Here is a 20,536-nt window from a genome sequence, read left to right as displayed (position 1 = left end):
TAATGGCCTATCTCGACAATCTCGCCGTTTTTGTCCGTGTCGTCGAACTCGGCAACCTGTCCGCCGCCGGGCGCGACATGCGCATTTCGCCGGCCGTCGCCTCGAACCGCATCAAGGAACTGGAAAAGCACCTGGGCGTGCGGCTGTTCAACCGCACCACGCGCCAACTCATGCCCACCGAGCAAGGCAGCGTGTTCTACAAGGGCGCCAAGAAGGTGCTGGAAGCCATCACCGAAGCGGAAGCTGCCGTCAGCGCCCTTTCCGGCCAGCCGCGCGGCACCATACGCGTCACCGCTCCGCTCGGCCTCGGGCGGCGGCTGATCGCCTCGGGCATACCAGAATTCCACGACAAATATCCCGACATCGAGGTGCGGCTGCGGCTGTCCGATCATAACGTGGACATCATGAAGGAAGGCATCGACGTCGGCTTCCGGCTGGGACTCCTGGAAGATTCGAGCCTCAGGATGCGCGGCATCATGGAGTGCGAGCGCGTACTGGTGGCCGCCCCCGCCTATCTGGAAAGACGCGGCGAGCCGAAACAGCCGCAGGAACTGGTCGACAAGAAGCACGACTGCCTGCTGCTGCGCTATCCCGGCATGCGAGAGTTCTACTGGACGCTCTCAATGCCGCGGGGCGCTGCCAAGTTCGAGGTACGCGGCCCCTTCGATTCCGACGATGGCGACGTGCTGACCGGCTGGGCGTTGGCCGGTCGCGGCATCGTCAACAAGCCGCGATTCGAGGTCGAGCCCTTCATCCGCGATGGCCGGCTGCAGGTGTTGTTGCCGGAAACGCCGCCGGTGCCCATCCAGCTCGCCGCCGTCTATCCGCACAAGAACCTGCAGGACCCCAAGGTGCGCCTGCTGCTCGACTTCATGGCCGAGCGTTGCCAGCGCCTGATCCGCGAGACGCTGGCAGGCCGGTAGAGCGGCCTCACCTCACGATCGGCCCCGGCGCTTCCGGCCCGTTGACGGCATTCAGCCTCAGCACATTGCCGTTGATGCAGGATTCGATGCGATAATCCGGCGGGATCTTCTTGAGCCAGGGGTTGAGATTGGCCACCTGGGTCTGGAGCCCGGCGAAGTTGAACTGGCGATCCTGCGTCAGCTGCTGGGTCAGGTCCTTGCCGGTGAAATACTGGTGAACCTTCTGCACCGCCAGCGCCAGGCTGCCGCTGACGTTTTGCGAATCCAGCCTGATGTTCGAGACGACGATTGTCGTGCCGCCGACGCCCATGGGGCTCGAGACGGTCTTCGGAATGGAAATCTGCGTGCGCGCTTCGAGATCGAAGTCGACCGAGAATTCAGGGTCCGCCCAGCTGCCGAGCGGCGACGGCGTCGTGACATGAAACAGGAACCGGTTTCCAGGCAGCGCCACGCGTATCTTCACCGTGTTGTCGCAGGCGGTCAGGATTTCGGCGCGCGCGCCGCAGTTTCCCGTCAGCCGCGGCCGCGCGTCGGAACGGATGGTGAAGCCGCCCATTCTTGGGTTGACCGTCGATCGAACCAGGTTCTTGAAGGCGTCGTTGAGCTGGCCGAGATTGGAAGTCCACATCTGGCAGATGCTGCCACCGCTGAGGAAATTGCCGTTGCCGGCAATCGGCACATTGTTCTTGGCAATCTCCAGGCCGGTCACCTCGATCCCGCCGAAGGTGTTGTTCTGGATGATCCTCAACTGGCCGGCCTTGCCGATCTTGAGGTTTGAGAGGCTGCTGTTGGCCGCCAGAAGGATGTTGTCCTGGCTGCGGTCATCGCCGACCGGCGCTGCGAGCACCTCGTCGCCGGAGGCGCCAAGAGCCCCATAGATTAGCGGCGTGGACGCGAGCCCCGCGCAGAGTAAAGCGGAAAGAGTGTGTCGGAAAATGCCCCGCATGCTGTCCTCCCCTCCATCGGTCGCAGCAAGACAGGGCGCGGTCAGGCCTCAGAAGGCTCCGCCGCGTGCATGTGCATGATCTGGCTTGCCACGCGACGCTAGCAGAAACGCTTCCACCGCATATCCTGCGAACGGAGGAGGCGCAGAACTTGCTCGTTCGGGGTTCAGCCGGCCGACACGCCCTGATGGGCCTGGCTGGAGTCCGTGCCGTGGGCTACCAGCGCCGTCATGATTTCCGCCGCCGCGAGTGCGGCGATCACCGCCGGTCGCTTGTCCTTCACCGCGTCGCCGCCGATGGGCGTGACGAGCCGGGCGAAGGTTTCCTTGGCGCCGCCTGCCGTCTTGATGAACCAGCTCTTGAACGTGGCCTTCTTGGTCCTGGAGCCGATCATCCCGACATAGGCGGCGTCCTCGCGCTTCAGCGCCTCGGCCACGATCAGGAAATCGAGCGCATGGTCATGGGTCAGCACCACGAAGGCGGAGCCGGCGGGCGCCTCGCGCACCATCTCCTCGGGCACCGGCGTCAGCCGCGTCTCCACCGTGTCCGGCATGCCCTCCAGCGCGTCGGCGCGGGTTTCCACCACCACCGCCTGCACCGGCAGCAGCGCAAACGCCGCCGCCATGGCATGGCCGACATGGCCGCCGCCAAAGACATAGACATGCGGGCTGGCCGCGTCGTCGGCCTGTGCCTGCGCGATGAGTTCGGCGCGAAGGGCCTCGTCCACGGGGCGGACGGCCAGGCCCACGCGGCCGCCGCAGCACTGGCCGATCTCGGGCCCGAGCGGAATGTCGAGGGTAACCCCCTCGCTGGAGAGGTCGGCGCGCGGCGCGGAAGGTAACGGGCCCGCCAGCATCTGCCGCGCCCGGTCGATGGCCATGAATTCGAGCTGCCCGCCGCCGATCGTGCCAAAAATGGCCTGCGGCGAAACCAGCATCCTCGTGCCGGTCTCGCGCGGCGTCGAGCCCTTCGCCTCCGTCACCTCGACCAGCGCGGCGGTTTGCGCCGTGTCGAGGAAGGAACGAAGACGTTCAGCGTTGCGTGTCACTGCCTTGCCGTTTCAGCTCTCAGCCGTTCGATTGCCATCAGCACGCGCTCGGGCGTGGCGGGTGCATCGAGACGCGGGCAGGCCCTGTGGTCGGCCACGCTTGCCACCGCATCCGAAAGCGCATGCAGCACCGACATGCCCAGCATGAAGGGCGGCTCGCCCACCGCCTTGGAGCGGTAGATAGTCGGCTCATGGTTTTCCGGCCAGTCGGCAAGCGTCACATTGAAGATCTTGGGCCGGTCGGAGGCAAGCGGGATCTTGTAGGTCGAGGGGGCATGCGTGCGCAGGCGGCCCTTGTCGTCCCAGACCAGCTCTTCCGTCGTCAGCCAGCCCATGCCCTGGATGAAGCCGCCCTCGACTTGGCCGAGGTCGAGCACGCGGTTCAGGGAGCGCCCGGTCTCGTGCAGGATGTCGGCACGCTCGACCACATATTCGCCGGTCAGCGTGTCGACCGACACTTCCGCGGCGGCAGCGCCATAGGCGAAATAGTAGAACGGATGCCCCTGTCCCTTGTCGCGGTCCCAGTGGATCTTCGGCGTCTTGTAGAAGCCGGCGGCCGAAAGCTGGACGCGCGCATTGTAGGCTTGCTTGACCAGCTCGGCGAAGGAGATCTCCTCATTGCCGATGCGCACTCGGTTGGGCAGGAACACGATCTGGTCGGCCGGCACCTGATGCGCGTGGCTGGCAAAGGCAATCAGCCGGTCCTTGATCTGGTGCGCCGCATTCCTGGCCGCCATGCCATTGAGGTCCGCGCCCGAGGAAGCCGCGGTCGCCGAGGTGTTGGGCACCTTGGCCGTGGTGGTGGCGGTGATCTTCACCTTGTCGATGTCGATCTGGAACTCTTCGGCCACCACCTGCGCGACCTTCACATAGAGCCCCTGCCCCATCTCCGTGCCGCCGTGATTCAGGTGCACCGAGCCGTCGGTGTAGACATGCACCAGCGCGCCGGCCTGGTTGAATTGGGTGGCGGTGAAGGAAATGCCGAACTTCACCGGCGTCAGCGCGATGCCCCGCTTGATGAAGCGGCTGGTCTTGTTGAAGGCTTCGATCTCGCGCCGGCGGCCTGCATAGTCGGCGCTCTCCTCCAGCTCGGCGACGATGCGGTGGATGATGTTGTCTTCCACCCGCTGGTGGTAGGGCGTCAGGCTGCGGTCGCTCGCCTTGTCGCCGTAGAAATTGATCTTGCGGATCTCCAGCGGGTCCTTGCCCACCGCAAAGGCCACCTCGTCGATCACGCGCTCGGCGCCCACCATGCCCTGCGGCCCGCCGAAGCCGCGAAACGCGGTGTTCGACACGGTGTTGGTATAGAGCGGCGCCGACTGCGCATGCACCGCCGGGTAGTAATAGGCGTTGTCGCAGTGGAACAGCGCGCGGTCGGTCACCGGCCCCGAAAGGTCGGAGGAAAAGCCGCACCGCGCCGCGAAGGTGTAGTCCACGCCGTGGATGTTGCCATCGCCGTCGAAGCCGACTTCGTAATCGATCAGGAAGTCGTGGCGCTTGCCCGTCGCGGTCATGTCGTCGTCGCGGTCGGGCCGGAGCTTGACCGCGCGGCCCAGCCGCTTGGCCGCCACCGCCGCCAGCGCGGCGAACTGGTTGGACTGCGTTTCCTTGCCGCCGAAGCCGCCGCCCATGCGGCGCACTTCCACGGTCACCGAATGCGAGGATGTGCCCAACGCATGCGCCACCATGTGCTGCACCTCGCTGGGGTGCTGGGTGGAGGAATAGACGGTGACGTCCTGGTCCTCGCCGGGGATGGCGAGTGCGATGTGGCCTTCAAGATAGAAATGGTCCTGCCCGCCCACGCGCATCTGGCCCTTGATGCGGCGCGGCGCCTTGGCGATCGCCTCTGCCGCGTCGCCGCGCTTCAGCGTCAGCGGCGGGGTGACCAGCTTGTCCTTGGCCGGGTCAAGCCCGCCGACATCGATCACGAAGGGCAGTTCGTCATATTCGAACTTGGCCAGCCGGCAGGCGCGCCGCGCCTGCTCGCGCGTTTCGGCCACGACAAGGAAGATCGGCTGGCCGTGGAACTGCACCTTGCCTTCGGCCAGCACCGGCTCGTCGTTGCGGCCGCTGGGGCTGATGTCGTTCACGCCGGGAATGTCGGCGGCCGTCAGCACGTCGACCACGCCGGGCGCCTCGCGCACCGCCGAAAGGTCCATCGAGCGGATGGCGCCGTGGGTCACGCTCGACAGGCCGAGATAGCCATGCAGCGTGCCGGCCGGCTCCGGCATGTCGTCGATGTAGATGGCCGTGCCGGTGACATGCTTGTGCGCGGAATCGTGGCGCTGGTCCGTGTGGACGCCGCCAACGATCTTCTCGGCCTTGAGGTCGACTGCGGAATGCTTATTCATGGCCGTCTCCTCACGCAGCCTGATGCCGCGAAACCTGGATCGGCTCGCTGCCGCCCTGGGTCTCGGCAAAGAAGCGCCGCAGCAAATTGCGCGCCGCAAGCATACGGTATTCGGCGCTGGCGCGCATGTCCGTCAGCGGCGTGAAGTCCTCCGAATAGGCCTCGAGGGCTGCTTCCACCGTCGCTTCCGTCCACGGCTTGCCGAGCAGCGCTGCCTCGACCGCCCTGGCGCGCTTCGGCGTCGCCGCCATGCCGCCATAGGCGATGCGGATGGAGCCGACCGTGCCGTCGGCGGCGAGCGTCAGGTGGAAGGCGCCGAGTGCGGCGGTGATGTCTTCGTCGCGCCGCTTGGTGATCTTGTAGGCGGCAAAATGGTCGCCCTTTGCCGGCACCGGAACATGCACGGCCTCGACGAATTCGCCCGGCTGGCAGTCCTGCTTGCCATAGGCGATGAAGAATTCCTCCAGCGGGATGGTGCGTCTGGCAGCACCCTTGCGCAGGGTCAACGTCGCGCCCAGCGCAATGAAGGGCGGCGGCGTGTCGCCGATCGGCGAGCCGTTGGCGATGTTGCCGCCGATGGTGCCCATGTTGCGCACCTGCTCGCCGCCGATGCGGTCGATCAGCGCGCCGAGCGCCGGGATACGCTGGCTGAGCACGTCGAACGCCTCGCTATAGGTCACGCCGGCGCCGATGGTGATGACGCCATCCGTCTCCGAAATCCCGCGCAGACCTTCCAGATGGCCGATGAAGACCACCGGCGAAATGTCGCGCATGAATTTCGTCACCCACAGGCCCACGTCGGTCGAGCCGGCGACGATGGTCGCCTTCGGCTCCGCCTCCAGCACGGCCGCGAAATCGTCGACATCGGCCGGCACGATCAGCCGCGCCTTGTCCGATCCGATCTCGACGCGCGCGCCGTCTCGCAGCGCGGCAAGCTTTGCGGTCACGGCCGCGCGCTCCGCCGCCAGCGGGTCGCTCGCCGCCTTGCCGTAGTCCGAGATAGCGCGCGCGGCGCGCATGATCGCCTCGTAGCCGGTGCAGCGGCACAGATTGCCCTGCAGCGCCTTCTCGATCGCCGCGTCGGACGGGTTGGCGTCCCGCATCCACAGCGCATAAAGCGACATCACGAAGCCCGGCGTACAGAAGCCGCATTGCGAGCCATGGAAGTCGATCATCGCCTTCTGCACCGGGTGGAGATCGCCGCCGGTGCCGCGCAGATGCTCGATGGTCACGACATGGCAGCCGTCCAGCGAGCCGACGAAACGGATGCAGGCGTTGACGCCTTCATAGACGAGCCCGCCCGCCGTCAGCTTGCCCACCAGCACCGTGCAGGCGCCACAGTCGCCTTCGGCGCAGCCTTCCTTGGTGCCGCGCAGCGAGCGGTCAAGCCGCAGCCAATCCAGCAGCGTGGCGTCCGGCGCCACATCGCGGACGGTCACCTCCCGGCCATTGAGCAGGAAGCGGATATCGTTGCGGATTGCGGTAGCCATCAGCTCCCCCGATAGGTCGAATAGCCGTAGGGCGAGAGCAGCAGCGGCACATGGTAGTGCCTGTGCTCGGCAATGCCGAAGCGGATGGGCACCTGGTCGAGGAAGGGCGGCTCCGTCAGGCTCACCCTGCGCGAACGCAGATAATCGCCGGCATGGAAGACGATCTCGTACTGGCCGATTCGGAAATCGTCGCCCTCAAGCAACGGCGCGTCGCAGCGACCGTCTATGTTGGTGTTCACGGTCTTGAGCAGTATCCGGGTCTCGCCTTCGAGGCGAAAGAGGGACAACGCCAGCCCGTCGGCCGGCCGGCCCGAAGCCGTATCGAGAACATGGGTCGTGAGGCGACCACCTTGAGCTGTCGACATTCGGCCTCCCTTCCTCCGGTTTTATGAACGCGAATGGTCTGTTGTGCGCCAATTTAAGGACATGCATAAGACGCCGTGAAGTGGAACGCCACAAAAAGACTTTCAATTTTTTTGAGGGGAATATCGCAATACCCCTTTGATATTGTGCGAAGATAAGGCCGCAATGGCCGGAGGGTAGAGGAAAATGCGCTACGTAAGAGACATGCGCGGTTACGGCGCCAATCCGCCGGACCCGAAATGGCCGGGCGGTGCCCATGTCGCCGTGCAGTTCGTCGTCAACTACGAGGAAGGCGGCGAAAACTGCATTCTCCACGGCGATGCCGCCTCCGAAGCCTTCCTGTCCGAAGTGGTGGGTGCAGCGCCCTGGCCTGGCAAGCGCCATTGGAACATGGAATCCATCTACGAATACGGCGCCCGGGCCGGCTTCTGGCGGCTGCACCGCATGTTCAAGCAGGCCAACGTGCCGGTCACGGTCTATGGCGTCGCCACAGCACTTGCCCGCTCGCCCGACCAGGTCGCGGCAATGCAGGAAGCCGGCTGGGAAATCGCCTCGCACGGCCTGCGCTGGATCGACTATCGCGACCATGAGGAAGAGGCCGAGCGCGCCGACCTGCTGGAGGCGATCCGGCTGCACAAGGAAGTCGTCGGCGAACGGCCGGCCGGGCTCTATCTCGGTCGCACCTCGGCCTATTCGGTGCGCATCGCCGCTGCCGAAGGCGGGTTCGCCTGGATTTCCGACACCTATGACGACGACCTGCCCTACTGGCTCGACCATGACGGCCATGGCAACCCCATCCCGCCGCAGCTCGTCATCCCCTACACGCTCGACGCCAACGACATGCGCTTTGCCACGCCGCAGGGCTTCAACTCGGGCGACCAGTTCTTCGCCTATCTGAAGGACGCCTTCGATACGCTCTACGCCGAGGGCAAGGCCGGACGCGGCGGCATGATGAGCATCGGCCTGCACTGCCGCCTCATCGGCCGCCCGGGCCGAGCCGCCGCTCTGCAGCGCTTCATCGATTATGTGAAGAGCCACGAAAAGGTGTGGCTGCCGCGCCGCATCGACATTGCCAACCACTGGCGCGAGCACCACCCCTACAAGCCGGCAGCACTTCGTCCCTCCCGCATGAGCGAGCAGGAGTTCGTCGAAAAGTTCGGCGGCATCTTCGAGCATTCGCCGTGGATCGCCGAGCGCGCCTTCCGGCTGGAGTTGGGTGCCGCACATGACAGCGCCGGCGGCCTGCACAATGCGCTCAGCCGTGCCTTCCGTTCGGCCACCGAGGCCGAGCGCCTCGGCGTGCTCACCGCCCACCCGGACCTTGCCGGCAAGCTGGCGCAAGCCAAGCGCCTGACGGCGGAATCCACCAAGGAACAGGCCTCCGCCGGACTCGACGCCCTGACCGACGCCGAGCGCGAGAAGTTCACGCAGCTGAACAGCGCCTATGTCGAAAAGTTCGGCTTCCCCTTCATCATCGCCGTCAAGGGCCGCACCAAGGACGAGATCCTTGCCGCGTTCCAGACGCGCATAAATAACGACCGCGAAACCGAGTTCAACACCGCCTGCGCCCAGGTGGAGCGCATCGCGCTGTTGAGGCTCAGGGACATCCTGCCGCTCTAAAGGAAATCAGAAATGGCCGGCCGCACCTATTACGCCCCCACCGGAGGTCTGCCGCCGCAGACGGACCTCATCACCGACCGCGCCGTCTTCACGGAAGCCTATGCGGTTATCCCAAGGCGCGAGTTCAGCGACATCGTCGCCAGCTACCTGCCCTTCTGGGACAAGACCCGGTGCTGGGTCATCGCGCGCCCGCTTTCGGGCTTTGCCGAGACTTTTTCGCAATATGTCATGGAAGTGCAGCCGGGCGGCGGCAGCAACCAGCCCGAGCCCGATGCGGACGCCGAGGGCGTGCTGTTCGTGGTGGAAGGCGAGATCACGGTGACCGTGGATGGCGCAGCACACCGCCTGACGCCGGGCGGCTATGCCTTCCTGCCGCCTGCCAGCGGCTGGACCTTGCGCAACGATAGCGCGGCCGCCGCCCGCTTCCACTGGATCCGCAAGGCCTATGAATATGTCGAGGGCATCGACGTTCCGGATCCGATCTTCGCCAACGAAAACGACATCGCCCCGACCCCGATGCCCGACACGGACGGCAAATGGGCCACCACCCGCTTCGTCGACCCTGCCGACCTGCGCCACGACATGCATGTCACCGTCGTCACCTTCAAGCCGGGCGGCATCATCCCCTTCCCCGAAACGCATGTGATGGAGCATGGGCTCTACGTGCTGGAAGGCCAGGCGGTGTACCGGCTCAACCAGGACTGGGTGGAAGTGCAGGCAGGCGACTATATGTGGCTGCGCGCCTTCTGCCCGCAGGCCTGCTATGCCGGCGGCCCCGGAGACTTCCGCTACCTGCTCTACAAGGACGTCAACCGGCACGCCAAGCTGGGCGGGTTCTGAGGCGGAGATGCAGGTGAACCGCACCATCGTCGCTCAGCCGCTCACCCGCGAAAACTTCGCCGAATTCGGCGAGGTCATCGAGACCGATGGCGCGCACCACTATCCGATCAATGATGGCCGCTGCGAGCGCTACCACGCGCTCGCCACCGCCGAGGCGGCGGGGCCGAACTGCCGCGTCATCCTCAACATCTTCAAGGGAACGCCCTATGCCTTCCCGCTGAAGCTTTCGATGGTCGAGCGCCATCCCTTCGGCAGCCAGGCTTTTGTCCCGCTCTCGCCGCGCCCATTTCTGGTCGTCGTCTGCCACGACACGGCCGAAGGCCCCGGCACGCCGCACGCCTTCGTCACCCGGCCCGGCCAGGGCGTGAACTATCCGCGCAACCTCTGGCACTGCGTGCTGACGCCGATCGGCGAGCCGCAGGATTTCCTGGTGGTCGACCGCGCCGGCGACGGCGTCAATGTCGAGGAGTTTTTCTTCCCCGAGCCTTACGAAGTCGTCCTGCCGGAAGGATTTCAGCCATGAGCACCGCTTCGCTGATCAACCGCCTGTTCGACGTGGTCGAAAACGACATCGTGCCCAAGACCGCCGAAGGCGTCGCCCACGGCAACAAGCTGTTCGGCGCGGCGATCCTGCGCAAGTCCGACCTGTCACTCGTCCTGGCCGAGACCAACAACGAGCTGGAAAACCCGCTCTGGCACGGCGAGGTCCATTGCCTGAAGCGGTTCTACGAGATGCCCAAGGCCGACCGGCCGGACACCAAGGACTGCATCTTCCTCTCCACCCACGAGCCCTGCTCGCTGTGCCTGTCAGCCATCACCTGGGCCGGCTTCGACAGTTTCTACTACCTGTTCAGCCACGAGGACTCGCGCGACAGCTTCGCCATCCCGCACGATCTGAAGATCCTGAAGGAAGTCTTCGCGCTCGATCCGGGCGGCTACAATGCCGAAAACGCCTACTGGAAAAGCTACTCGCTACGTCGGCTGGTGCGCGAGTTGCCCGAGGCCGAGCGCGAGAAGCTGGAAGCGCGCATCGACAGGATCGCGAAGCGCTACGACGAGTTGTCCGGCGCCTATCAGTCCGGCAAGGCCGACAACGACATTCCGTTGAATTGAGCGTCAGCGCTTGCTGGCGATCTCATAGATCGCGGAGCGGTCGCGCCTGCCGACCGCTATCACCAGCACGATAAGCTCGCCGTCGATCACCTCATAGACGAGCCTGTAGCCGGAACTGCGCAGCTTGATCTTGTAGCGGTCCTTGGCGCCGCGCAACTTGGCAGAAGGCACATGCGGGTTCTCGCATCGCTCCTCGAGCTTCTTGCGGAACTGCTCACGCGTGTTGGCGTCGAGCCTCTTCCACTCCTTCAGCGCCGATTCGAGGAATTCGAGCTCATAGCTCATCGAGCTTCACGCGGATGCGCTTCTCACCCTTGCGTGCATCGGCGATCGCGTTGAGCTCGATGTCCTCCAGCCGATCCATCATTGCCTCGAAGGCCTTGGCTGGAACGCAGTAGAAGGCCGGTTCGTTGCGGTTAAGGATCGCCACCGGAAAGCCTTCGCCGGCCGCGACGGTACCCATCGGGTTCTTCTTCAGCTCAGAAACGCTTGCGGTCACTTCCGCGAGGATGGTGTGGGGCATGGCATGATCCTTTACTGACACCATAAATAATACCTTTAACAGGTCTTTTCAATCGACGCCCAAGTCACGCAAGTGCAGCCGCTCAGGCCGCAAACAGCAATGCGCGCGACGTTCCCTCGCCTTGCCTAGCGGCAACCGGATGTGCCTCTATGCGCGCGATCAAGGAGAGGCATTCATGAAAACCGTCACCGAATTTCCGCGCAAGGTCGTCGAACATCCCGACATGGGCCTTATCATGCCCGACGGCTGCCGGCTTTCGGCGCGGGTGTGGATGCCGGAGGACGCCGAGCAGAATCCCGTGCCGGTGATTCTGGAGCACCTGCCCTACCGCAAGCGCGACGGCACCACGGCGCGCGATGGCCTCACTCATCCCTATCTCGCCGGCCATGGCTATGCCTGCATCCGCGTCGACATGCGCGGCAATGGCGATTCCGACGGGCTGATGGACGACGAATACACCGACCAGGAATGGCAGGACGCCTGCGACGTGATCGCCTGGGCGGCGGCACAGCCGTGGAGCAACGGCAATGTCGGCATGATGGGCATTTCCTGGGGCGGCTTCAATTCGCTGCAGGTGGCCGCCCTGCAGCCGCCGGCGCTGAAGGCCATCATCACGCTCTGCTCCACCACCGACCGCTACGCCGACGACATCCACTACAAGGGCGGCTGCCTGCTCAACGAGAATTTCGGCTGGGCCTCGACCATGCTGTCCTATTCCTCGCGCTCGCCCGACCCGGCGCTGGTGGGCGACAAGTGGCGCGAGATGTGGCTGCACCGGCTGCAGCACCAGCCCTTCCTCGCTGAAACATGGTTCGGCCACCAGCGCCGCGATGCTTACTGGAAGCGCGGCTCGGTCTGCGAGGATTATTCCGCCATCAAGGCCGCCGTGCTCGCCATTGGCGGCTGGCACGACGGCTACCGCAACACCGTCTCCCACCTCGTCTCCAACATTTCGGCGCCGGTGAAGGGCATCGTCGGTCCGTGGATCCACAAATATCCGCATTTCGCCGCGCCCCAGCCGGCCATCGGCTTTCTGCAGGTGGCGCTGCGCTGGTGGGACCGCTGGCTGAAGGGCATCGAGAACGGCGCAGAGAACGACCCCGCCTACCGCGCCTGGGTCATGGATAGCGTGCGCCCCTCCCGCTGGCATGACGAGCGGCCCGGCCGCTGGATCGCCGAATCGCAGTGGCCCTCGCCCCGCATCGAAACCCGCGAGATCGAGTTGCTGTCCGGCACTTCCGCGACCGCCCTCGTCGCCTCGCCGCAGGATTGCGGCCTTGCGGGCGGCGAATATTTCCCCTTCACCTATGGCCCCGAGTTGCCCGGCGACCAGCGCCCGGACGACGCCCGCTCGGTCTGCTTCGACCAGCCGCCGGCAGCCGAAGCCATCGATATCGTCGGTGCACCGGAGGTCGTCGTGCGCCTCGCCTCCGACAAGCCGCAGGCCAATATCGCCGTGCGCCTCTGCGACGTGCATCCCGACGGCGCGTCCGAGTTGATCTGCTACGGCGTGCTCAACCTCACCCACCGCAACAGCCACGAATTCCCCGAAGCTCTGAAGCCGGGCGAGGTGGTGGAGGCCCGCGTCGTGCTCGACCAGTGCGCCTACCGCCTGCCCGCCGGCCACCGCCTGCGCGTGGCCGTCTCCACCGCCTACTGGCCGGCCATCTGGCCTTCGCCTGAGCCGGTGCGGCTCACGCTCTCACAGGCCACGCTTCACCTGCCTGTGCGCCCGCTCGCCACGGGCGACGAGGCCAGCTTCCCCGAGCCGGAGGCCGCCACGCCCTGGGCCATCGAGACGCTGCGCGAAGCCAATTCCGAGCGCCATGTCACCCGCGACGAGAAGACCGGCATGGTGACGCTAACGATCGTCGATGATTCCGGCCAGTACCGAGACCTGGAGCACGACCTCGTCGAGGGCGGCGTCACGCGCGAATGGTGGACCATCAATCCGGACGATCCGTTATCGGCGCGCGGCGAAACGCACTGGAGCTCGACCTTGTCGCGAAATGAATGGTCGCTGCGCACCGAAACTTTTTCGACCATGCGTTCCGACGCGAAAAATTTCTACGTCACCGGCCGGATTGAAGCCTACGAAGGAGCAAAACTGATATTCGAGCGCGATTTCAAGAATGAAATTTCGCGCGACCATATTTGACCCGATAATTTCAATATCCTAAAAGCGACGCACACACCAATTGCGTCGCGACATGTCGCAATCTGCCTTACGCAGCGGCGGCAGGCCCTCCACTATCCCTGACAGGACGGTGGAGGAGCATCGCCCGTCTAGACGACATGCAAGGAGGAGAAGTCATTGTCGGATGAACTCGAATTTCTGGGCCGGCGCGTTGCCGCCGGCAAGCTCAACCGCCGTGATTTTCTCGGCCGCGCCGCGGCCCTTGGCGTCGGCGCCGCATTTGCCAACACACTTCTGAGCAGCGCCGTGCGCGCTGAAGGCCCCGTCCGGGGCGGCGTGCTCAAGGCCGGCCTGCAGGGCGGCGAATCAACCGACGGCCTCGACCCCGCCGCCATCAACAACCAGGTCACCGGCGCCTTCACCCGCTGCTGGGGCGAAAAGCTCATCGACATCGACGAGACCGGTAAGATCGTTCATCGCCTGGCCGAGGAATGCGGCTCCTCGGCCGACGCCAAGACCTGGACTTTCAAGATCCGCAAGGGCGTGACCTTCCACAACGGCAAGGAACTCGACGCCGGCGACGTTCTGGCGACAATCGAGCGCCATGCCGGCCCCGAGACCAAGTCGGGCGCGCTCGGCGTGCTGCGCGGCATCGACACCATGAAGGTCGACGGCAACGACTTCGTCATCACGCTGAAGGAGGCCAATGCCGACCTGCCCTTCCTGATGTCGGACTACCACCTCGTCATCCAGCCCAATGGTGGCAAGGACAACCCGCAGGCCGGCATCGGCACCGGGCCCTACAAGATCGCCTCGCATGAGCCCGGCGTGCGTGAGGTCGGCACCCGCCACGAAGGCTATTGGGATGCCGACAATGCCGGCTTCGCCGACCAGGTCGAGATCGTGGTCATCAACGATTCGACCGCGCGCATGGCCGCACTCCGCGGTGGCCAGATCCACATGATGAATCGGGTCGAGGCCAAGATCGTCGATCTGGTCAAGCGCATCCCCGGCATCACCATCCAGAACATCGCCGGCGGCGCGCACTATGTGTTCGCCATGCAGTGCAACACCGCGCCCTTTGACAACAATGACCTGCGACTGGCGCTGAAATACGCGATCGACCGGCAGGAGATGGTGGACAAGATCGTCGGCGGCTACGGCTCGGTCGGCAACGACATTCCCGTCAACCAGTCCTACCCGCTGTTCCCGGAAGACATCGAGCAGCGCGTGTTTGATCCGGAAAAGGCCGCCTTCCATTTCAAGAAATCCGGCCACAGCGGTCCCATCCAGCTCATCACCTCCGAGGTGGCCTTCCCCGGCGCCGTCGATGCCGCCCAGCTGTTCCAGCAGAGCTGCGCCAAGGCCGGCATCCAGCTCGACGTGCAGCGCGCGCCCGGCGACGGCTACTGGGCCGAGGTGTGGAACAAGAAGCCGTTCTCGGCCTCCTACTGGACCGGCCGCCCGACGCAGGACCAGCAGTACTCCACCGCCTATCTGTCGACGGCCGACTGGAACGAGACCCGCTTCCAGCGCGAGGACTTCGACAAGATGGTCGCGGCCGCGCGCGCCGAGCTCGACGAGAGCAAGCGCAAGGCCATGTACCGCGACATCGCCCTCATGGTGCGTGACGAGGGCGGTGCGATCATCCCGATGTATAACGACTGGATCGACGCCGTGTCCGACAAGGTGGGCGGCTACGTACCCTACCCGTCGGGCGAATTGATGAGCGGCCTGGCACTGGCCAGGTGCTGGCTGACCGCCTGACGTGGTCTCTCCTGGGGGGGCGCCAGCTCGACGGCGCCCCTTGGTCCACAGCCTGCACCTAATTTACGCCACGTAATGTCGCAATTCGCCTTGCCGAAGGCAAAGTCTTCCGCGCAATATCTGCCCAATAACCAATTACAAGACTGACCACAGTCACCTAACCGGAGTGAGGAACCAAGTATGTCCGAAGAATTGAAGTTTCTGAGCCGTCGCGTCGTTACGGGCAAGCTCAGCCGCCGCGATTTCCTGGGTCGCGCGGCCGCCCTGGGCGTGACTGCCACCTTCGCCAACACCCTGCTCGGCAGCGCCGCGCGCGCCGAAGGCCCGCAGAAGGGCGGCACGCTGAAGGCCGGCATGCAGGGCGGCGAATCCACCAACAGCCTCGACCCGGCTTCCTGGCAGAGCCAGGTTCCCTACAAGTTCGGCCGCCAGTGGGGCGAGCAGCTCGTCCAGCTTTCGCCCGATGGCGACGTCAAGCCTTGCCTGGCCGAAGAGTGGGGCGCTTCCGCCGACGCCAAGACCTGGACCTTCAAGATCCGCAAGGGCGTGCAGTTCCACAACGGCAAGGAACTGACCCCCGATGACGTGCTGGCCACGATGGAACGCCACTCCGACGAGAAGTCGAAGTCGGGCGCGCTCGGCCTCATGGGCGGCATCGAGACGATCAAGGTCGACGGCCAGAACGTCGTCTTCACCCTCAAGGACGCCAATGCCGACCTGCCCTACCTGCTGGACGACTACCACCTGATGATCCAGCCCAACGGTGGCAAGGACGATCCGGGCGCCGGCATCGGCACCGGCCCCTACAAAGTCGTCGTCAACGAGCCGGGCGTGCGCCATGTCGGCGAGCGCTTCGCCAATTACTGGCGCGACGATCGCGGCTTCGCCGACACGGTCGAGATCATCGTCATCAACGACGCCACCGCGCGCTCCTCGGCGCTGCAGGGCGGCCAGGTCGACATGATCAACCGCGTCGAGCCCAAGATCGTCGATCTCATCAAGCGCGTGTCGGGCGTCACCATCCAGAACGTCGCCGGCAAGGGCCACTACGTCTTCATCGCCCACTGCAACACCGCGCCCTTCGACAACAACGATCTGCGCCTGGCGCTGAAATACGCGCTCGACCGCGAGGAGATGGTGCAGAAGATCCTGCACGGCTATGGCTCGGTCGGCAACGACACGCCGATCAACAAGTCCTACCCGCTCTTCGCCGAGATCGAGCAGCGCACGTTCGATCCCGAAAAGGCGGCCTTCCACTTCAAGAAGTCGGGGCACGACGGCCCGGTGCTGCTGCGCACCTCCGACGTCGCCTTCCCCGGCGCCATCGATGCAGCCCAACTCTACCAGCAGAGCGCGGCCAAGGCCGGCATCGCCATCGAGGTCAAGCGCGAGCCGGGCGACGGCTACTGGTCGGAAGTGTGGAACAAGCAGCCCTTCTCGGCCTCCTACTGGGGCGGACGCCCGACGCAGGACCAGATGTACGCCACCGCCTACTATTCGAAGGCCGACTGGAACGACACCCGCTTCTTCCGCGAGGACTTCGACAAGCTCCTGTTCCAGGCCCGCTCCGAGCTCGACAAGGACAAGCGCGTCGCGCTCTACAAGTCGATGGGCGAGATGGTGCGCGACGAGGGCGGCGTGATCACGCCGATGTTCAACGACTTCATCGACGCGACCGGGCCGAAGGTGGCCGGCTGGATCGCCGATGGCAACCAAGAGATGATGGGCGGCTACGCCCTGTCCAAGTGCTGGGTCCAGGCTTGATCCCGGCCCTGCACAGATGTCCTCACTCCTGAAACTGGTGGCCCAGCGCGTTGCGCTGGGCTTGCTCCTGCTCCTCGCCGTCTCGGTGCTGATCTTCGTCGGCACGCAGATCCTGCCGGGAGACGTGGCGCAGTCCATCCTCGGTCAGTCCGCGACGCCGCAGGCGCTCGCCAACCTGCGCGAGCAGCTAGGGCTGAACGATCCCGCTTACGTGCGCTATTTCCGCTGGCTGCTCGGCATGCTGCACGGCGACATGGGCACCGCCTTGTCCAACGGGCAGGACATCGCCGCCTCGCTCGGCGGCCGGCTGAAGAACACGCTGTTCCTGGCCTGCTGGGCGGCCGTCGTCTCGGTGCCGCTGGCCATCATCCTCGGCCTCATCGCCGTGCGCCACAAGAACGGCTTCGTCGACAAGTTCATCTCCGGCTTCACGCTGGCCTCGATCTCTCTGCCCGAATTCTTCATCGGCTACCTGCTGATCTATTTCGTGGCCGTGCAGATGCAGTGGTTGCCCAGCGTCTCGACCGTCTATGATGGCATGTCCTTCCTCGACCGCATGAAGGCGATAGCCCTGCCGGCCGCAACCCTGACGCTGGTGGTGCTGGCGCATATGATGCGCATGACGCGTGCGGCCATCCTCAACGTCATGCAGTCGGCCTATATCGAGACGGCCGAGCTCAAGGGGCTCTCGCCCTTCGAGATCATCCGCCGCCACGCCTTCCCCAATGCCATCGCGCCGATCGTCAACGTGGTGATGCTCAACCTCGCCTATCTCGTCGTCGGCGTGGTCGTGGTCGAGGTCATCTTCGTCTACCCCGGCATGGGGCAGTACCTCGTCGATCATGTCGCCAAGCGCGACGTGCCGGTGGTGCAGGCCTGCGGCCTGATCTTCGCGGCCGTCTATATCGGCCTCAACATCATCGCCGACATCACCGCCATCGTGTCCAATCCGCGCCTCAGGCATCCGAAGTAAGAGGACGGGAAGATGCTGACCTTGAAAAACATTCCGCTGAGCGCCTGGCTGGGGCTCATCGTCACCGGCGTGTTCGTCTTCGCCGCCGTCTTCGCGCCCTGGGTGGCGCCCTTCCCCAACGCGGCCATCGTCGGCGACGTGTGGGAGCCGATGTCGTCCACCCACTGGCTGGGCACCGACAATCTCGGCCGCGACCTGCTCTCGCGCATGATCTTTGGCGCGCGCACAACCATCCTGATTGCGGCCCTCGCCACCGCCCTGTCCTTCACCATGGGCTCGATCCTCGGCTTCACCGCCGCGGTCATCGGCGGCTGGCTCGACCAGACCATGTCGCGCGGCGTCGATCTCCTGATGTCTATCCCCACGCTCATCTTCGCGCTGGTGGTGCTCTCGGTGCTACCGGCTAATATCGCGACGCTGATCCTGGTCATGGGCGTGCTCGATTCCACCCGCGTCTACCGCCTTGCCCGCGCGGTCGCCGTCGACATCAACGTCATGGACTATGTGGAGGCGGCCAAGCTACGCGGGGAAGGCCGCGGCTGGATCATTTTCCGCGAGATCCTGCCCAACGCGCTTTCGCCGCTGGTGGCGGAGCTTGGCCTGCGCTTCATCTTTGCCGTGCTGTTCCTGTCGGCGCTGTCCTTCCTCGGCCTCGGCGTGCAACCGCCGGAGGCCGACTGGGGCGGCATGGTCAAGGAAAACAAGGAAGGCATCGTGTTCGGCATTCCGGCCGCCCTCATCCCTGCCGCCGCAATCGCGGTGCTGGCCATCTCGGTCAACCTTGTGGCCGACTGGATCCTCAACCGCACCACCGACCTGAAGGGAGGCCGCGGCAATGGATAGGCTCGTATCCCAAACCGCCGGCGCAGCGGGCAAGCTGCTCGACATCCGCAATCTCAAGATCGAGGCCACCGTCTATCCGCCGGGCGAAGCGCCGCGCAACATCGTCATCGTCGATGGTGTGTCGGTGTCGCTCGAGCGCGGCAAAGTGCTCGGGCTCATCGGCGAATCGGGTGCCGGCAAGTCCACAATCGGCCTGTCCTCGATGGGCTACGGTCGCGGCGGCGTGCGCATCACCGGCGGCGAGGTCGTCCTCAACGGCCGCGACATCCTCAGGGGCGGCAAGCGCGGCCTGCGCGCCTTGCGCGGGCGCGAGGTCTGCTATGTCGCGCAGTCGGCGGCGGCTGCCTTCAACCCCGCCCACCGGCTGATGAAGCAGGTGGTGGAGGCCTCGCTCAAGCACGGCGTCTGCAGCCGCGCCGAGGCCGAGAAGCGCGCGGTGAACCTGTTCCGCAAGCTCAGCCTGCCGGACCCGGAAAATATCGGCAATCGCTTCCCGCACCAGGTCTCCGGCGGCCAGCTGCAGCGCGTCATGACCGCCATGGCGCTCTGCTCCGAGCCCGACCTGATCGTCTTCGACGAGCCAACCACCGCGCTCGACGTCACCACCCAGATCGACGTGCTGGCGGCGATCAAGGAGGCGATCCGCGACACCGGCGTCGCCGCGCTCTACATCACCCACGACCTCGCCGTGGTGGCGCAGGTGGCCGACGAGATCGCGGTGCTGCGCCACGGCAAGCTGGTGGAATGGGGCGATACGCGCCAGATCATCACCCGGCCCACGCAGGAATACACCAGCCAGCTGGTCTCGGTTCACCAGATCGAGCACGAGGAGCACGCGCCCGGCAAGGCCCCGGCCCTGTCGGTCAAGAACGTTACCGCGGCCTATGGCGGCGGCGCCATCAAGGTCTTGAAGAACGTCTCGGTCGACATTCCCGCTGGCCAGACGCTGGCTGTGGTGGGTGAATCCGGCTCGGGCAAGTCGACGCTCGGCCGCGCCATCACCGGCCTGTTGCCGCCGCTCGAAGGCAGCATCACCTTCGGCGGACGCTCCCTTCCCAACCGGCTGGCCGACCGCAGCAAGGAAGACCTGCGCCAGCTGCAGATGATCTACCAGATGGCCGACGTGGCGATGAACCCGCGCCAGACGGTAGGCACCATCATCGGCCGGCCGCTGGAGTTCTATTTCGGCCTGCGCGGGCGCGAGCGCGACAGGCGCGTGGCCGAGCTGCTCGACAAGATCGAGATGGGCAAGGGATTTGTGGACCGCTACCCGGCCGAATTGTCCGGCGGCCAGAAGCAGCGCGTCTGCATCGCCCGGGCGCTGGCGGCAAAGCCGAGCCTCATCATCTGCGACGAGGTCACCTCAGCGCTCGACCCGCTGGTGGCGCACGGCATCCTTCAGCTTCTGCTCGAACTGCAGAAGGAAGAACAAGTCGCCTATCTCTTCATCACCCACGACCTCGCAACCGTGAAGGCCATCGCCGATTCCATCGCGGTTATGTATCGCGGCGAGATCGTGCGCTATGGCCCCAAGAGCGAAGTGCTGAAGCCGCCCTTCGACGCCTACACCGACCTGCTGCTCTCCTCCGTGCCGGAGATGGAAGTGGGCTGGCTGGAAAAGGCCATCGCCGGCCGACGCATGGAAAGCGCCGGCAACTGACCTTGCTCACGAAGCGGCGCGCGTTGGCGCGCCGCGGGCGCCGGGCCGTTGCGTCATCCTGGGTCAGACGGTGAAAACCGGGCGTGGCGATGCGGCAGGGCGCGACTATCCTCCCCTTTGAGGGGGTGAGGAGTGGTGGGCGGAGGCCACGAAAAGCCAACGACTTGGCTTTTCGAAC

Annotated in this window: 18 protein-coding genes; 11 read left to right on the top strand and 7 right to left on the bottom strand. The window is 65.2% G+C overall.

Annotated elements, in window-relative coordinates:
* Window positions 1-2 precede the first annotated feature (2 nt).
* Window positions 3-923, top strand: coding sequence for a LysR family transcriptional regulator (locus AC3A4H_RS21715; RefSeq protein ID WP_487768573.1), 921 nt, complete (start codon window positions 3-5; stop codon window positions 921-923).
* 7 nt (window positions 924-930) lie between these two features.
* On the opposite strand, the gene AC3A4H_RS21710 is transcribed toward AC3A4H_RS21715, so the two are convergent.
* From AC3A4H_RS21710 to uraH, 5 genes are all read right to left on the bottom strand, one after another.
* Window positions 931-1,869, bottom strand: coding sequence for a hypothetical protein (locus AC3A4H_RS21710; RefSeq protein ID WP_487768572.1), 939 nt, complete (start codon window positions 1,867-1,869; stop codon window positions 931-933).
* Between the two features lie 164 nt (window positions 1,870-2,033).
* Window positions 2,034-2,915 carry a xanthine dehydrogenase accessory protein XdhC gene (gene xdhC / locus AC3A4H_RS21705; RefSeq protein WP_487768571.1) on the bottom strand — a complete coding sequence of 294 codons (882 nt, stop codon included), beginning with the start codon at window positions 2,913-2,915 and terminating at the stop codon, window positions 2,034-2,036.
* Window positions 2,912-5,266, bottom strand: coding sequence for a xanthine dehydrogenase molybdopterin binding subunit (xdhB, locus tag AC3A4H_RS21700; protein WP_487768570.1), 2,355 nt, complete (start codon window positions 5,264-5,266; stop codon window positions 2,912-2,914). The genes xdhC and xdhB overlap by 4 nt, the downstream gene beginning before the upstream one ends.
* A 10-nt stretch (window positions 5,267-5,276) precedes the next feature.
* On the bottom strand, window positions 5,277-6,755 hold the full coding sequence (gene xdhA, locus AC3A4H_RS21695) for a xanthine dehydrogenase small subunit (protein WP_487768569.1): 1,479 nt from the start codon (window positions 6,753-6,755) through the stop codon (window positions 5,277-5,279).
* Window positions 6,755-7,120, bottom strand: a complete 366-nt coding sequence (uraH, locus tag AC3A4H_RS21690; protein WP_487768568.1) for a hydroxyisourate hydrolase — start codon at window positions 7,118-7,120, stop codon at window positions 6,755-6,757. Before uraH ends, xdhA begins: the two co-directional genes overlap by 1 nt.
* 184 nt (window positions 7,121-7,304) lie before the next feature.
* Between uraH and puuE the strand changes: the two genes are divergently transcribed.
* From puuE to AC3A4H_RS21670, 4 genes are read left to right on the top strand one after another with little or no spacing between them, the layout of a single operon-like run.
* On the top strand, window positions 7,305-8,738 hold the full coding sequence (gene puuE, locus AC3A4H_RS21685) for an allantoinase PuuE (protein WP_487768567.1): 1,434 nt from the start codon (window positions 7,305-7,307) through the stop codon (window positions 8,736-8,738).
* Window positions 8,739-8,750: 12 nt separating this feature from the next.
* The gene (locus AC3A4H_RS21680) at window positions 8,751-9,578 is read left to right on the top strand and encodes a bifunctional allantoicase/(S)-ureidoglycine aminohydrolase (RefSeq protein WP_487768566.1); all 828 of its coding nucleotides are present in this window, start codon (window positions 8,751-8,753) and stop codon (window positions 9,576-9,578) included.
* A 13-nt stretch (window positions 9,579-9,591) separates the two neighbouring features.
* On the top strand, window positions 9,592-10,101 hold the full coding sequence (locus AC3A4H_RS21675) for an ureidoglycolate lyase (RefSeq protein WP_487768565.1): 510 nt from the start codon (window positions 9,592-9,594) through the stop codon (window positions 10,099-10,101).
* Entirely contained in the window at window positions 10,098-10,691 is a 594-nt protein-coding gene (locus tag AC3A4H_RS21670) for a nucleoside deaminase (protein WP_487768564.1), read from the top strand. Before AC3A4H_RS21675 ends, AC3A4H_RS21670 begins: the two co-directional genes overlap by 4 nt.
* Before the next feature lie 3 nt (window positions 10,692-10,694).
* Here the strand turns inward: AC3A4H_RS21670 and AC3A4H_RS21665 are convergent, their stop codons facing one another.
* Both AC3A4H_RS21665 and AC3A4H_RS21660 read right to left on the bottom strand, forming a co-directional pair.
* Window positions 10,695-10,976 (bottom strand): type II toxin-antitoxin system RelE family toxin, encoded by a 282-nt coding sequence (locus tag AC3A4H_RS21665; RefSeq protein ID WP_487768563.1) that lies wholly within the window; start codon window positions 10,974-10,976, stop codon window positions 10,695-10,697.
* Complete coding sequence (locus AC3A4H_RS21660; protein ID WP_280823155.1) at window positions 10,966-11,214, bottom strand: type II toxin-antitoxin system Phd/YefM family antitoxin; 249 nt, start codon at window positions 11,212-11,214, stop codon at window positions 10,966-10,968. Before AC3A4H_RS21660 ends, AC3A4H_RS21665 begins: the two co-directional genes overlap by 11 nt.
* A gap of 175 nt (window positions 11,215-11,389) precedes the next feature.
* Between AC3A4H_RS21660 and AC3A4H_RS21655 the strand changes: the two genes are divergently transcribed.
* The 6 genes from AC3A4H_RS21655 (at window position 11,390) to AC3A4H_RS21630 (ending at window position 20,358) form a co-directional block, all read left to right on the top strand.
* A complete protein-coding gene (locus AC3A4H_RS21655; protein ID WP_487768562.1) occupies window positions 11,390-13,372 on the top strand; it encodes a CocE/NonD family hydrolase in 1,983 nt (660 codons plus the stop codon).
* Window positions 13,373-13,528: 156 nt separating this feature from the next.
* Complete coding sequence (locus tag AC3A4H_RS21650) at window positions 13,529-15,118, top strand: ABC transporter substrate-binding protein (RefSeq protein ID WP_487768561.1); 1,590 nt, start codon at window positions 13,529-13,531, stop codon at window positions 15,116-15,118.
* 180 nt (window positions 15,119-15,298) lie between these two features.
* Window positions 15,299-16,882, top strand: coding sequence for an ABC transporter substrate-binding protein (locus AC3A4H_RS21645; protein WP_487768560.1), 1,584 nt, complete (start codon window positions 15,299-15,301; stop codon window positions 16,880-16,882).
* Between the two features lie 16 nt (window positions 16,883-16,898).
* Window positions 16,899-17,855 (top strand): ABC transporter permease, encoded by a 957-nt coding sequence (locus AC3A4H_RS21640; protein ID WP_487768559.1) that lies wholly within the window; start codon window positions 16,899-16,901, stop codon window positions 17,853-17,855.
* Between the two features lie 12 nt (window positions 17,856-17,867).
* Window positions 17,868-18,698, top strand: coding sequence for an ABC transporter permease (locus AC3A4H_RS21635; protein WP_348780697.1), 831 nt, complete (start codon window positions 17,868-17,870; stop codon window positions 18,696-18,698).
* The gene (locus tag AC3A4H_RS21630; RefSeq protein ID WP_487768558.1) at window positions 18,691-20,358 is read left to right on the top strand and encodes an ABC transporter ATP-binding protein; all 1,668 of its coding nucleotides are present in this window, start codon (window positions 18,691-18,693) and stop codon (window positions 20,356-20,358) included. Before AC3A4H_RS21635 ends, AC3A4H_RS21630 begins: the two co-directional genes overlap by 8 nt.
* Window positions 20,359-20,536 lie beyond the last annotated feature (178 nt).

The sequence above is a fragment of the Pseudaminobacter sp. Soil_N_29 genome (assembly GCF_057656055.1).
Note: the sequence above shows the minus strand (reverse complement) of the source record. Positions and strands in the feature narration are given on the sequence as shown.